The sequence below is a fragment of the Streptomyces sp. GSL17-111 genome (assembly GCF_037911585.1).
GTDB lineage: Bacteria > Actinomycetota > Actinomycetes > Streptomycetales > Streptomycetaceae > Streptomyces.
The window spans coordinates 2,046,189-2,058,375 of record NZ_JBAJNS010000001.1 but is presented as its reverse complement, the minus strand read 5'-3'; the positions used below and the strand labels follow the sequence as shown (position 1 = coordinate 2,058,375).

The 12,187-nt window shown below is 73.1% G+C and carries 16 protein-coding genes; 5 read left to right on the top strand and 11 right to left on the bottom strand.

The window, feature by feature from the left end:
- Positions 1-64: 64 nt before the first annotated feature.
- The 3 genes from V6D49_RS08840 to V6D49_RS08830 all read right to left on the bottom strand — a co-directional run bounded on the left by V6D49_RS08840 (position 65) and on the right by V6D49_RS08830 (position 2,068).
- A complete protein-coding gene (locus tag V6D49_RS08840; protein WP_340558602.1) occupies positions 65-769 on the bottom strand; it encodes a YczE/YyaS/YitT family protein in 705 nt (234 codons plus the stop codon).
- Positions 770-1,016: 247 nt separating this feature from the next.
- Positions 1,017-1,232: a DUF397 domain-containing protein gene (locus V6D49_RS08835; protein ID WP_340558600.1), complete on the bottom strand. Its 216-nt coding sequence runs from the start codon at positions 1,230-1,232 to the stop codon at positions 1,017-1,019.
- A complete protein-coding gene (locus V6D49_RS08830; protein WP_340558598.1) occupies positions 1,229-2,068 on the bottom strand; it encodes a helix-turn-helix domain-containing protein in 840 nt (279 codons plus the stop codon). Before V6D49_RS08830 ends, V6D49_RS08835 begins: the two co-directional genes overlap by 4 nt.
- A gap of 146 nt (positions 2,069-2,214) precedes the next feature.
- Here V6D49_RS08830 and V6D49_RS08825 point away from each other — a divergent pair, with 146 nt between their 5' ends.
- Genes V6D49_RS08825 through V6D49_RS08810 form a run of 4 tightly spaced genes read left to right on the top strand, consistent with a single transcriptional unit; the run spans position 2,215 to position 3,321 of the window.
- Positions 2,215-2,412 carry a hypothetical protein gene (locus V6D49_RS08825; protein WP_340558596.1) on the top strand — a complete coding sequence of 66 codons (198 nt, stop codon included), beginning with the start codon at positions 2,215-2,217 and terminating at the stop codon, positions 2,410-2,412.
- Positions 2,409-2,678, top strand: coding sequence for a DUF7848 domain-containing protein (locus V6D49_RS08820; protein ID WP_340558594.1), 270 nt, complete (start codon positions 2,409-2,411; stop codon positions 2,676-2,678). Before V6D49_RS08825 ends, V6D49_RS08820 begins: the two co-directional genes overlap by 4 nt.
- Complete coding sequence (locus V6D49_RS08815; RefSeq protein ID WP_340558593.1) at positions 2,675-3,106, top strand: hypothetical protein; 432 nt, start codon at positions 2,675-2,677, stop codon at positions 3,104-3,106. Before V6D49_RS08820 ends, V6D49_RS08815 begins: the two co-directional genes overlap by 4 nt.
- Complete coding sequence (locus V6D49_RS08810; protein WP_340558591.1) at positions 3,103-3,321, top strand: hypothetical protein; 219 nt, start codon at positions 3,103-3,105, stop codon at positions 3,319-3,321. Before V6D49_RS08815 ends, V6D49_RS08810 begins: the two co-directional genes overlap by 4 nt.
- Before the next feature lie 106 nt (positions 3,322-3,427).
- Here the strand turns inward: V6D49_RS08810 and V6D49_RS08805 are convergent, their stop codons facing one another.
- The 4 genes from V6D49_RS08805 to deoC all read right to left on the bottom strand — a co-directional run bounded on the left by V6D49_RS08805 (position 3,428) and on the right by deoC (position 7,197).
- Positions 3,428-3,820, bottom strand: a complete 393-nt coding sequence (locus V6D49_RS08805; RefSeq protein ID WP_340563810.1) for a hypothetical protein — start codon at positions 3,818-3,820, stop codon at positions 3,428-3,430.
- A 101-nt stretch (positions 3,821-3,921) separates the two neighbouring features.
- Positions 3,922-4,815 (bottom strand): aldehyde dehydrogenase family protein, encoded by an 894-nt coding sequence (locus V6D49_RS08800; protein WP_340558589.1) that lies wholly within the window; start codon positions 4,813-4,815, stop codon positions 3,922-3,924.
- A complete protein-coding gene (locus tag V6D49_RS08795; protein WP_445330492.1) occupies positions 4,808-6,238 on the bottom strand; it encodes an aldehyde dehydrogenase family protein in 1,431 nt (476 codons plus the stop codon). The genes V6D49_RS08800 and V6D49_RS08795 overlap by 8 nt, the downstream gene beginning before the upstream one ends.
- A gap of 2 nt (positions 6,239-6,240) precedes the next feature.
- Positions 6,241-7,197, bottom strand: a complete 957-nt coding sequence (gene deoC, locus V6D49_RS08790; RefSeq protein ID WP_445330491.1) for a deoxyribose-phosphate aldolase — start codon at positions 7,195-7,197, stop codon at positions 6,241-6,243.
- A 154-nt stretch (positions 7,198-7,351) separates the two neighbouring features.
- Here deoC and V6D49_RS08785 point away from each other — a divergent pair, with 154 nt between their 5' ends.
- Positions 7,352-7,993 (top strand): PH domain-containing protein, encoded by a 642-nt coding sequence (locus V6D49_RS08785; RefSeq protein ID WP_340558586.1) that lies wholly within the window; start codon positions 7,352-7,354, stop codon positions 7,991-7,993.
- Positions 7,994-8,148: 155 nt separating this feature from the next.
- Here the strand turns inward: V6D49_RS08785 and V6D49_RS08780 are convergent, their stop codons facing one another.
- The 4 genes from V6D49_RS08780 to V6D49_RS08765 all read right to left on the bottom strand — a co-directional run bounded on the left by V6D49_RS08780 (position 8,149) and on the right by V6D49_RS08765 (position 12,124).
- Complete coding sequence (locus V6D49_RS08780; RefSeq protein ID WP_340558585.1) at positions 8,149-8,754, bottom strand: dihydrofolate reductase family protein; 606 nt, start codon at positions 8,752-8,754, stop codon at positions 8,149-8,151.
- Positions 8,755-8,871: 117 nt separating this feature from the next.
- A complete protein-coding gene (locus tag V6D49_RS08775) occupies positions 8,872-9,453 on the bottom strand; it encodes a GNAT family N-acetyltransferase (RefSeq protein ID WP_340558583.1) in 582 nt (193 codons plus the stop codon).
- 64 nt (positions 9,454-9,517) lie between these two features.
- Positions 9,518-11,230, bottom strand: coding sequence for a phospho-sugar mutase (locus V6D49_RS08770; protein WP_340558582.1), 1,713 nt, complete (start codon positions 11,228-11,230; stop codon positions 9,518-9,520).
- Between the two features lie 72 nt (positions 11,231-11,302).
- A complete protein-coding gene (locus tag V6D49_RS08765; RefSeq protein ID WP_340558581.1) occupies positions 11,303-12,124 on the bottom strand; it encodes a purine-nucleoside phosphorylase in 822 nt (273 codons plus the stop codon).
- Between the last annotated feature and the right edge of the window lie 63 nt (positions 12,125-12,187).

Sequence of the window (12,187 nt, the reverse complement as noted above, 5' to 3'; positions counted from 1 at the left end):
GAAGGGACGTGGCGCACGCGATGGCCCGGGCCTGGCGACGGCGGCGCTCTCGGGAACCTCTCGCTCAGGCGGAGGCGGTACCGGGCCGGGCGGAGACCGGCACCGGCCGATCGAGCCCGTGGTTGCGCAGCGAGAACAGGCGGGCGTTCAGCCACATGCACGGCTGGATCAGGGTGTCGACGAACACCAGGAAGCACACGGTGCCCACCCCCACCGGACCACCCAGCAGGTACCCGGCCCCCAGCAGGATCAGCTCCAGGCTTCCCTTCGCCGTCCAGAACGGCCAACGCCACCGGTGCGTCATGCTGATCGCCACCAGGTCCATCGCCCGGATTCCGATGCCGCTCATGATGATCAGCGCCGATCCGTACGTGCACAGCAGCACGCCGACGAGCATGAGCGCACCGGGGGGAAGGGGCACCTGCTCGGCCGCGTGCACCGCGCGGAGCACGTCGATGAGACTGCCGCAGAGGAAGAAGGTCACGAACGGTGAGAACGGTGGACGGCGCCGGTTCCAGCCGGCCCACACGCCCAGGCACACGGCCGCGACCAGCGCCTGGGCGATGCCGATGGTCAACGGCACGTGGTCCAGGAGCCCGAGGGCGAAGACGTCCAGCGGGTCGGTGCCCAGATCGGCATGGATGAAGAAGGCCGCACCGCACGAGAAGAGCAGGCATCCCGTCAGATAGACGGCGTAGCGTCCGCGGAGGGCCGTCACGTGGTGACGCAGACGGCTGTACGGGTCCCGGCCCCGGGAAACGTCACTCACAGGACTCTCCAGTCAGCTGGTGCGGCTCAGGCAGGCTGGTCACAGCCGATGAGCCTCGCCCAAACGGTGGACTCCCGCCCCCGAACCGGCCCCAGCATCGCCCCCAGTTCTGCCGTGCCGACACGGACCGCCCTCCGGTCTGCGGCCGTGCGGGCAGTGCCGGAACATGGGAAAGCCCCACCGTGCGGGGCGCGCGGTGGGGCGTGGGGCTCAGTCGTCTCAGCGGGGCGTGCGGGCGGCTCCGGGGTCAGGCGGCGCTCAGCTGCCCGGACTTGACCCCGGCCACGAAGGGCGCGAACGCGGCGGCGGACACGTTCAGCACCGGGCCCGCCGGGCTCTTGGAGTCACGCACGGGCACGGTGCCGGTGGTGGCCGCGACGCGCGGGGCCCACTCGACGCAGGTACCGCCGTTGTTGCTGTAGGAGGACTTGATCCAGTGCGGGGTCGCGGTCTCGGTCGTCACGGGGTGCCCTTTCGTAGCTGGTGGATCAGGTCCACAGAGGCTGTCTGCGACAGGGATTCGGCCTGTAGCAGATGGTAGGCCCTCACCAGCGGCACGACGGAAGCCAGTTCCCGGTCCAACTGCCCCTGCGTCTGGGACTCGACGTAGGAGAACACGGACCGGTCCTGCAGGGTGAGCAGGTTCACCGACCGGTCGAAGGGGCGGCGCTCGCCGATGCTGAACGGGGCGAGCTGAAGGATGGTGTTGGGCCGGGCGGCGAAGTCGACCAGGTGCTCCAACTGGGCGTCCATGACGGACGGTCCGCCGATGGGCCGCCGCACGCAGCTCTCGTCCAGCACCGCGATCACCACCGGCGGCACGGGACGCACCAGCGCGGCCTGGCGCTCCATGAGGAACGCGACGCGTTCCTCCGCCTGCTCGGGGGTGATGTCGCCCCGCTCGACGGCGCTGTCGGCCAGGGCCAGCGCGTAGGCGCGGGTCTGCAACGGCCCGGGGATGACGCCCGTTTCGAAGAGCCGGATCTCCGCCGCCCGGCCCTCGAAACCGACGTATTCGGGGAAGCCCTGCAACAGCACGCCGTGTTTGATTTCCCGCCATTCGCGTTCGAAGGAGTCGGCCGTTCCTTCGAGCCCGAGTACCGCGTCAACGGCCGCCGAGAAGCGACGCGTCGGCGGTTTACGTCCGGTTTCCACCCCGGAGACGTGCCGCCCGGAATAGCCGATGCGCGCGCCGAGATCGTCCTGCTTCCAGCCCCGCGCCTCCCGCGCACCGCGCAGGCGTGCGCCGTACGCCGCCTCCGGGCTCGTCGCGGGGTTCAGCTCCTTGATGTTGACCAAAGTGCCCTCCGCCTACGGAACGTTGATGCGTATTCGACTCTAGGTCACGCTGGGCCGCCTTGGTGGTGGAACGGCTACGGAGAGGCGCGGTCGTGTGCGATGTGAACAGGGCCCCGGACGGAATCGCCCGGCTGCCGGAACGCGGAATGCTGATGGTGGACACTCGTCGTGGGGAAGTCGGCGAATTCCGCGGAACCGCCGGCCCCTACTGGGCTTTGCGGCCGGTCTGCGGTGGGGTCGAGTGGGACGCGGACCCGGCGCACGTGCGTCCCGCCGAGCCGATGGAGCGACTGCGCGCCGAAGTGGCCCGGGCGAACGCCCGAAGCCGGGGCGAGATCCTGTGACGCCCGCGCCCCGCCGCGTCTTCCGGTTCGTCAACTGGACGCTGCGGCCCGACCGGGACGAGGACGCCCCGCCGCTCACCCACGCGTTCCGCTGCCTGACGCTCCGGGACGACGACACCGCCTGCGGCGCACGCTCGGAGACGAGCACCGACCCGGCCGGCCCGCAGGCGTGGGCGTTCGACCACCTGCGCCGGCACCCCGACCACACCAGCTACGCCGAGATCATCGAACGGCCCTGGGTGATGTGGCGCGGGGACGCCCGATGAGCGGGCCGCCGTCCCCCGCGACCTACCGGTGCGCCGTGCTCGCCGAGGGGCTGGTGTACGGCACCGGCACGAGCGCCCCGTACATCCTGGGCGCCTTCCACACCCTCTCCCCGGTGCTGGCCCTGCGGTGGCTCCGCGCGCAGGCACTGCGCATCGCGGACCGGCTCGACCCCGACCCGCACCGGACGGCGTGGGTACGGCCGTTCATGCGCATGCCGACCGTGCCCGCCCCCGACGCCCCGACACTGCTCCGCGCCTGGGCCGCCGCGTCGGCCGGTCGCGGCCCGGCCCGCGAGCACCTCAAGGCCGGGCGCCCGCTGTCCGCCACCTTCCCCGACGCGGACTGCACCTACACCCTCTCCATCCACCCGGCCCGGTCGCTGTGCGGTGTCCCGAGCCGCACACCACCGCTGCATGAGGACGCATGAGCGGAGAGGAACTGTTCCCCGTGATCCTGCCCGGCCGTGTGGCGTGGTGCGTCGTGTGCGGCACGCGCACGTGCGCCCCGGTCCCGGTCCGCTGGATCGAGACCACCAGCGGCCCCGGCACGACCCTGTACGCCTGCCCCTGCCACGCGGCGAGCGTGCCACCCGGCCCGGTGCCGGGCGAGCTGGAACCCGGCGAGCTGGGGCCCGGCGCGTAACCCCACCACGCCCCCGAACACCCCGCGCCCCGACGCGTTGCACCGAGCGCCGCCCGCACACACCCCCTCCCCGCCCACGCTGGCGGGCACCGTCTGTGGGTCAGGGCTACGGGGTGTCCACCTTGTGGAGCACGGTGGTGAGCGGGCCGTCCACGTCGTAGTGGAAGTACACCGTCTCCTGGTCCTTGGTGTAGAGCTGGATGCCCGCGATACGGCCGAGTCCGCCGTCCTCGACCGACAGGTAGACGAAGTCGGTGGCGGTCTCCCGGTCGTGGAACTCCCAGCTGCCGCTGAAGTCGGCGGGACCGGAGAAGTCGTCGGTCGACACGGCGGTGGCGGAGAACGTCCCGTCGGGTTCGAGCAGGACCTCACCGCCGGTCTCGTCGCGGTAGCGGCCTGGCAGGGCGTCGGGGTCGATCGAGGCCGCGCAGCCCGAGGCGAGTGCCGCGAGGAGAACCGCTGTTGCCACAAGCCTGCGTACCGCTGCCTTCCTGCGCATCACGCGGCCCAGCGTAGCGTCGTGCTCATGACCACATGCGGCAGCCCCGCTCCCCGGACGGCGGGGGAGCGGGGCTGCGGCTCCAGGGGGTGGAGCGGGGCTCAGTAGGAGGAGCCGGAGGCGCCGAGGGAGCCGGTGGGGTGCCAGACCGTCTTCGTCTCCAGGAACGCGAGCATCCGGTCCGTGCCGGGGTCGGCGGTCCACCGCTCGGCGCGGGGCCGCACCACGCGCTTGAGGTTGTCGGCCGCCGCGACCTCCAGTTCGGTGGCGAGCTCCGCGTCCGCCCCCGCCAGGTCGATGGCGTTGACGTCCTGGTGGGCGGCGAGCGGTGCGCCCAGTTCGGCGGTGCGCCCGGACAGCACGTTGACGACGCCGCCGGGCACGTCCGAGGTGGCCAGCACCTCGGCGAGCGACAGGGCGGGCAGGGGGGCCTTCTCGCTCGCGGCCACCACCACCGTGTTGCCGGTGACGATCGCGGGGGCGACGACGGACACCAGGCCGAGCAGCGCGCTGTCCTGGGGGGCCAGCACGGCCACGACGCCCGTCGGTTCCGGCGTGGAGAGGTTGAAGAACGGTCCGGCGACGGGGTTCGCCCCGCCCGCGACCTGGGCGATCTTGTCGGACCAGCCCGCGTACCAGACCCAGCGGTCGATGGCCGCGTCCACCTCGGCCGCCGCCTTGGCCCGGGAGATCCCGGAGCCCGCCGCCACCTCGGCGGTGAACTGCTCGCGGCGGCCCTCCAGCATCTCCGCCACCCGGTACAGCACCTGGCCGCGGTTGTAGGCCGTGGCGCCGGACCAGCCGCCGAACGCCTTGCGCGCCGCGCCGACGGCGTCCCGCGCGTCCTTGCGGGAGGCCAGCGGGGCGTTGGCCAGCAGGCGGCCCTTGGAGTCCGTCACCTCGTACACCCGTCCGCTCTCGGAGCGGGGGAACTTGCCCCCGACGAAGAGCTTGTACGTCTTGAGCACTGCGAGCCGTTCAGGTCGCTCAGACATCGAGGTACGCCTCCAGACCGTGACGACCGCCCTCGCGGCCGAAGCCCGACTCCTTGTAGCCGCCGAACGGCGAGGTCGGGTCGAACTTGTTGAACGTGTTGGCCCACACCACACCGGCCCGGAGCTTGGCCGCCATCGCCAGGATGCGCGAGCCCTTCTCCGTCCAGATGCCCGCCGAGAGCCCGTAGGGCGTGTTGTTCGCCTTGGCCACGGCCTCGTCGGGGGTGCGGAACGTCAGCACCGACAGGACGGGGCCGAAGATCTCGTCGCGGGCGACCGTGTGCGCCTGGGAGACGCCGGTGAACAGCGTCGGCGCGAACCAGTACCCGGACGACGGCAGCTCGCACGCGGGCGACCAGCGCTCGGCGCCCTCCGCCTCGCCGGTCTCGGCCAGCGCGGTGATGCGGGCGAGCTGCTCGGCGGAGTTGATGGCGCCGATGTCGGTGTTCTTGTCCAGCGGGTCGCCGAGGCGCAGGGTGCCCAGCCGCCGCTTGAGCGTGTCCAGCACCTCGTCCTGCACGGACTCCTGGACCAGCAGCCGGGAGCCCGCGCAGCACACCTGGCCCTGGTTGAAGAAGATGCCGTTCACGATGCCCTCGACGGCCTGGTCGATCGGGGCGTCGTCGAAGACGATGTTGGCGCCCTTGCCGCCGAGTTCGAGCGTGAGCTTCTTCGACGTCCCGGCCACCGTGCGGGCGATCTGCTTGCCGACGCCGGTGGAGCCGGTGAAGGCCACCTTGTTCACGTCGGGGTGGGCGACGAGCGCGGCGCCCGTGCGGCCGTCGCCGGTCACGATGTTGACGACGCCCTTCGGCAGTCCGGCCTGGCGGCAGACGTCGGCGAAGAACAGCGCCGACAGCGGCGTCGTCTCGGCGGGCTTCAGCACCACCGTGTTGCCGGTGGCGAGCGCCGGGGCGATCTTCCAGGCCAGCATCAGCAGCGGGAAGTTCCACGGGATGACCTGGCCCGCCACGCCGAGCGGCCGGGGGCTCGGCCCGTACCCGGCGTGGGCGAGCTTGTCGGCCCACCCGGCGTAGTAGAAGAAGTGCGCCGCGACCTGCGGCAGGTCGACGTCGCGCGTCTCCTTGATCGGCTTGCCGTTGTCGAGCGTCTCCAGGACGGCCAGTTCGCGCGAGCGCTCCTGGAGGACGCGCGCGACGCGGAACAGGTACTTGCCCCGCTCGGCGCCCGGCAGCGCGGCCCACGCGGGGAACGCGCGGCGCGCGGCGGCGACCGCCGCGTCCACGTCCTCCTCGCCCGCCTGCGCGACCTCCGAGAGGACCTCCTCGGTGGCGGGCGCGACGGTCTTGAAGACCTTGCCGTCCGCCGCCTCGCGGAACTCGCCGTCGATGAACAGGCCGTAGGACGGCGCGATGTCGACGATCGCCCGCGACTCCGGCGCGGGTGCGTAGTCAAAACCCATGATCAGTCCACCGTGACGTAGTCGGGGCCGGAGTAGCGGCCGGTCCGCAGCTTCTGCCGCTGCATCAGCAGGTCGTTGAGGAGGCTGGAGGCGCCGAAGCGGAACCACTCGTTCGACAGCCAGTCGTCGCCCAGCGTCTCGTTCACCATGACCAGGTACTTGATCGCGTCCTTGGTGGTGCGGATGCCGCCGGCCGGCTTCACACCGACCTGCACGCCCGTCGCCGCGCGGAAGTCGCGCACGGCCTCCATCAGCAGCAGCGTGTTCGCCGGGGTGGCGTTGACGGCGACCTTGCCCGTCGAGGTCTTGACGAAGTCCGCGCCCGCCAGCATCGCCAGCCAGGAGACGCGGCGGATGTTGTCGTAGGTCGACAGCTCGCCCGTCTCGAAGATGACCTTCAGCCGCGCCGTGCCGCAGACCTCCTTGACCGCGCGGATCTCCTCGAAGACCTCCAGGTACCGGCCGGAGAGGAAGGCCCCCCGGTCGATCACCATGTCGATCTCGTCCGCCCCGGCCGCCACGGCGTCGCGGGTGTCGGCGAGCTTGACCGGCAGCGCCGCGCGTCCGGCGGGGAAGGCCGTGGCCACGGACGCCACCCGGACGCCCGAGGTGCCGAGCGCCTCCTTGGCGACGGCCGCCATGTCCGGATAGACGCAGATCGCCGCGACGCTCGGCGTCCCCCGGTCGGTGGGGTCGGGCGTCATGCCCTTCGCCGACAGCGACCAGACCTTGCCCGGGGTGTCCGCGCCTTCCAGCGTCGTGAGGTCGATCATCGAGATGGCCAGGTCGATCGCGTACGCCTTGGCCGTCGTCTTGACGGATCGGGTGCCGAGCGAGGCGGCACGGGCTTCCAGGCCGACCCCGTCGACGCCGGGCAGGCCGTGCAGGAAGCGGCGCAGTGCGGCGTCGGACGCGGTGACGTCGGCCAGTGCGGTCAGGGGTGGGCTCTGTGAGGTCACGCAAAGCAGCATATCTACGCGCGTTGCTCCGTGCCAGATCCGGCGACGTGACGTCTGCCGGACGCCCGCGCACGGAGGGCCTCCGGGCCCCGGCGGCGACAAAGATGCCGGACCGAGACGTCCGTCATCCGGACGGTCGGGCACAATCGCCCCTATGACCAGCCAGCAGCCGCCCTACTCGGACCGCAGCTACCGTTCCCCCGCCGCCCTGGCGGGCGGTGTGCTGCTCCTCGCCGTCGTCCTGTGGATCGGCGGTGAGGCGATCGTGCGCGGTGAGGGACGCGCCCCGCTGACGGCCGGCGCGTTCATGCTCTGCCTGGTCCCCCTGATCAGCGCCTTCACCCTGCGTCCCGCGGTCTTCGCCGGTGCCGACCGCGCCCGCATCAGGAACCCCTTCCGCACCATCACCGTCCCCTGGGGCGCCGTCGTCTCGATCCGCTCCGTCTACTCCAACGAGCTCGTCGTCGAGGACGGCCGCAAGTTCCAGCTCTGGGCCATCCCCGTCTCCCTGCGCGCCCGCCGCAGCGCCCAGCGCTACAACGAACGCAAGGCGTCCGGCCGCACACCCCGGCGCGGCTTCGTCGCCGGTGGCCTGTTCGGCATGGGCGGCGGCATCGTGGACGACGACGACGGCCCCCGCCGCCCGCCCGGCGACGAGGCGATCGGCACCCTGCGTGAGCTCGCCGAGCGCAACGAGGGGAAGGGGGGCGAGCCCACCGTCCGCTGGGCCTACGAGATCATCGCCCCCGCCGCCCTCGGCGCCCTCGCCACCGCCACCCTCCTCCTCACCGGCTGAGCGGACGTGACCGGAACACCGGTCCTCGCCGCGACCGCCTCGGCGCTGGGTCCGGCCGCCTGCTGCGTCCTGGCGGGGCTGCGCCGAACGGGACGTTCCCACCGGGACCTGCCGGTCTGCATGCGGAGGTCGGTCGGGGAGGGAGCCGGCGCTGGTCAGTCCTGGGGTTGGGTGGCGGGGCGGTAGACGCAGACGGTGACGCCGGTGGGGCTGGTGGTCGTGGAGACGAGCTCCAGGGGGCGCTTCCCGCCGTCCGTGGGGAAGACGGACTTCCCGCCGCCGAGGAGCACCGGCATGATCATGAGGCGCAGCTCGTCGAAGAGGCCCTCCCGCACGAGGGCGGTGGCGAGCTGGGAGCTGCCCATGACGAGGAGGGTGCCCTCCTCGGACGCCCGCAGGGTGCGGAGGTGGTCGAGCGCCTCGTCGCCGCCGGGGAGGCGGGTGGTGGGGGACCAGGTCAGGTCCGCTTCGCCGAGGGTCGCGGAGACGACGTACTTCGGGATGGCGTTCATGCGGTCGGCGAAGGGGTCGTCGGTGCGCTCGGGCCAGGCGGCGGCCATCGTCTGCCAGGTGCGGCGGCCGAACAGCAGGGCGTCGGCCTCGGCGAGGGCCTCGTCGAAGGTGCCGCCGACGACCTCGGGCTCGAAGTAGGGCCCGGTCCAGCCGCCGTGGGCGAAGCCGCCGTCGGTGTCCTCCTCGGGCCCGCCCGGGGCCTGCACGACGCCGTCGAGGCTCATGAACTCGGTGATGACGATGCGCATGGGGTTCACTCCCGTGGTCCGGTCAGTCGTGACGACGTGCTCGATGTGTACGAGGGGATGGACGGCCGAGCCGCCGGGAAATCATCGCACCGGACGGCCGGGCTTCGGTGACGTGGGTCACACGGCTCCGGCGTGCGGGGTGTCGGGGGTGCGGGCGGCGCGCCACTCGGGGGCGAGGACGGACCAGACCTCCATGTCCTGCCGCTCGCCCCGGTAGAGGTGGCTCTGGCGCAGGACCCCCTCCTTCGTCATCCCGAGCCGTCTGGCCACGGCGATGCTGGGGGCGTTCGCCGAGGAGACGTGCCACTCGACGCGGTGGATGCCGCGCTCCTCGACGGCCCAGTCGATGATCACGCGCGCGGCCCGCGTCACCAGGCCCCGGCCGACGGCGGAGGGTTCCAGCCAGCAGCCCGCCTCGGCGACGCCCTGCCGGACGTCGAAGCTGACGAACAGGACGCCGCCGACGAGCGTGCCGTCGGCCCAGATCCCGTAGATCCGCCCGGCGTCGGCGGCGGCCTTCTCCACGTATCGCCGCAGGTGGGCGCGGCCGGTGTCGACGTCCGTGACGAGGTCGGGCAGGCCGACGTGGCGGCCGATGAACTCCCGGCCCCGGTCGATGTGGTGGAAGAACTCCTCGGCGTGCCAGGGTTCCAGGGGGCGCAGCTCCGCGCCGTCGTCACCGAGAGGTATCGCGTACATCGTCGCCCTTCACTCCCGGAGCGGGCGCTCCGTCGTGGGGGATCGTCTCACGGTGCGGTGCCGGTCAGAGGCCGGCCGCCCGGGCGACGTCGGTGCGCAGGGCGTCGAGGAGGGCGGCGGCCTCCGCGCGGGCGGCGGGCAGGGCTGCGGCGTCGGCCACCGGGACGACGACCTCCAGGTAGCACTTGATCTTCGGCTCGGTGCCGCTGGGCCGCACGATGACGCGGGCCCGGGCCGCGCCGGTCAGGTGGTACCGCAGCCCGTCGGTGGGCGGCAGGTCGGCCGTCCCTGCGGACAGGTCGTCCGCCCGGGCGACGGTGAGGCCCGCGAGGGCGGTCGGTGGCGTCGAGCGCAGCCGGGCCATCGCCTCGGTGATGAGGGAGAGGTCCTGGACGCGCACGGAGAGCTGGTCGGTGGCGTGCAGGCCGTGGGTGACGGCGAGTTCGTCGAGGAGGTCGGTCAGGGAGCGGCCGTCGGCCTTGAGTCCGGCGGCCAGCTCGGCGACGGCGAGGGCGGCCGTGACGCCGTCCTTGTCGCTGACGCCCTCCGGGTCCACGCAGTAGCCGAGGGCCTCCTCGTAGCCGTAGGCGAGGCCCGGTGCGCGGGCGATCCACTTGAAGCCGGTGAGCGTCTCGGCGTGCGGCAGCCCGGCGGCGTGGGCGATGCGGCCGAGCAGGGTGGAGGAGACGATCGACTCGGCGAGCGTCCCGGTGACGCCCTTGCGGACGAGGTGGACGGCCAGGAGCGCGCCGACCTCGTCGCCGTGCAGCATGCGCCAGCCGGACGCGGCGGAGGGGTCCGGGACGGCGACGGCGCACCGGTCGGCGTCGGGGTCGTTGGCGATGACGAGGTCCGGGGCGCCACCGGACGCGCCGGGGCCACCGGACCCGCCGGAGGCGGCGGCGCGGGCGGTGGCGAAGGCCAGGTCCATCGCGCCGGGCTCTTCGGGGTTGGGGAAGGCGACGGTGGGGAAGTCGGGGTCGGGTTCGGCCTGCTCCGCGACGTGAAGGGGCGCGGGGAACCCGGCCCGCTCGAACGCGGCGGCCACCGTGGCGGCGCCCACGCCGTGCAGGGAGGTGTGCACGATCCGCACGTCACGCGGCCCGTCGGCGTCCAGGACGGCCATCGCGCGGTCGAGGTAGGCGTCGACGACGTCCTCGCCGAGCACCGTCCAGCCGCTCTCCGCGCGGGGGACGTCGGCGAGCGCGCCGACGGCGGCGATGCGCGCGGCGATGTCCGCGTCGGCGGGCGGGACGATCTGGCGGCCGTCGCCGAGGTAGACCTTGTACCCGTTGTCCTGCGGCGGGTTGTGGCTCGCCGTGACGGTGACGCCCGCGACCGCGCCGAGGTGCCGCACGGCGAACGCCAGCACGGGCGTCGGCAGCGGGCGGGGGAGGAGGGCGGCGCGCAGCCCCGCCCCGACCATGACGGCGGCCGTGTCGCGGGCGAACGCCTCGCTCTTGTGCCGGGCGTCGTAGCCGATGACGACGAGCCCGTCCGCGTCGCCGTTGCCCTTCAGGTACGCGGCGAGCCCGGCGGCGGCCCGGATCACCACCGCCCGGTTCATCCGCATCGGACCCGCGCCCAGCTCACCGCGGAGCCCGGCGGTGCCGAACTGGAGGGTGCCGGCGAAGCGGTCGGCCAGCTCGGCGCGGCGGTCGGCGTCCCCGGCGTCCCGACCGTCCAGGAGGGCGGCCAGCTCGGCGCGGGTGTCCGGGTCCGGGTCCTCGGCCAGCCAGGTGCGGGCCTGCGCGATGAGATCCTGCTGTGCGGTCACGGGGTCACCTTCGGGGGTCGGTTCGGTACCGGGGCTGCCGTGGGCGCCCACGGGCGGGCCGCCCTGGGCTGCTCAGATGCGGCCGAGCACCTGCGCGAGCAGGGCGCCCATCCGCGTCGCCGACTCGCGGCCGGCCTGGAGGACCTCCTCGTGGTTGAGGGGCTCACCGGTCATGCCGGCGGCGAGGTTGGTGACGAGCGAGATGCCCAGCACCTCCGCGCCCGCCTCGCGTGCGGCGATGGCCTCCAGCGTCGTCGACATGCCCACGAGGTCCCCGCCGACGGCGCGGACCATGCCGATCTCGGCGGGCGTCTCGTAGTGCGGCCCGGGGAGCTGCACGTAGACGCCCTCCTCCAGCGAGGGGTCGACCTCCTTGCACAGGGCGCGCAGGCGCGGCGAGTACAGGTCGGTCAGGTCGACGAAGTTGGCGCCGACGATCGGGGAGGCGGCCGTCATGTTGATGTGGTCGCTGATCAGGACGGGCTGGCCGGGGCGCATGCCCGGGCGCAGGCCGCCGCAGCCGTTGGTCAGGACGACGGTCTTGCAGCCGGCGGCGACGGCGGTCCGCACGCCGTGCGCGACGGCGGCGACGCCCTTGCCCTCGTAGTAGTGGGTGCGTCCCAGGAAGACGAGGGCGCGCTTGTCACCGAGCTCGTAGGAGCGGACCGTGCCGGCGTGGCCGGCGACGGCGGGCGCGGGGAACCCGGGCAGCTCCGTGACGGGGAACTCCGAGTACCCCGCCTCCGGCGTGCCCAGCGCCTCGGCGGCGGGCACCCAGCCGGAGCCCATGACCAGGGCGACGTCGTGGGTCTCGGCGCCGGTCAGCTCGCGCAGCCGGGCCGCGGCCGCGTCGGCGGCGAGGTAAGGGTCGGCAGGGGTATCTGAAACGTTCACGCGAAGAGGGTAGCCGCTTTTTGGCTACGCGCGTAGAAGCCCTGGCGGACTCCGGTGGAAACC

Bases quoted from the DNA above. Each gene is read 5' to 3' on its own strand.
- V6D49_RS08825 (WP_340558596.1), top strand. From the start codon at position 2,215: ATGCTGATGGTGGACACTCGTCGTGGGGAAGTCGGCGAATTCCGCGGA.
- V6D49_RS08815 (WP_340558593.1), top strand. From the start codon at position 2,675: ATGAGCGGGCCGCCGTCCCCCGCGACCTACCGGTGCGCCGTGCTCGCC.
- V6D49_RS08810 (WP_340558591.1), top strand. From the start codon at position 3,103: ATGAGCGGAGAGGAACTGTTCCCCGTGATCCTGCCCGGCCGTGTGGCG.
- V6D49_RS08805 (WP_340563810.1), bottom strand. From the start codon at position 3,820: ATGCGCAGGAAGGCAGCGGTACGCAGGCTTGTGGCAACAGCGGTTCTC.
- V6D49_RS08800 (WP_340558589.1), bottom strand. From the start codon at position 4,815: ATGTCTGAGCGACCTGAACGGCTCGCAGTGCTCAAGACGTACAAGCTC.
- V6D49_RS08795 (WP_445330492.1), bottom strand. From the start codon at position 6,238: ATGGGTTTTGACTACGCACCCGCGCCGGAGTCGCGGGCGATCGTCGAC.
- V6D49_RS08785 (WP_340558586.1), top strand. From the start codon at position 7,352: ATGACCAGCCAGCAGCCGCCCTACTCGGACCGCAGCTACCGTTCCCCC.
- V6D49_RS08780 (WP_340558585.1), bottom strand. From the start codon at position 8,754: ATGCGCATCGTCATCACCGAGTTCATGAGCCTCGACGGCGTCGTGCAG.
- V6D49_RS08775 (WP_340558583.1), bottom strand. From the start codon at position 9,453: ATGTACGCGATACCTCTCGGTGACGACGGCGCGGAGCTGCGCCCCCTG.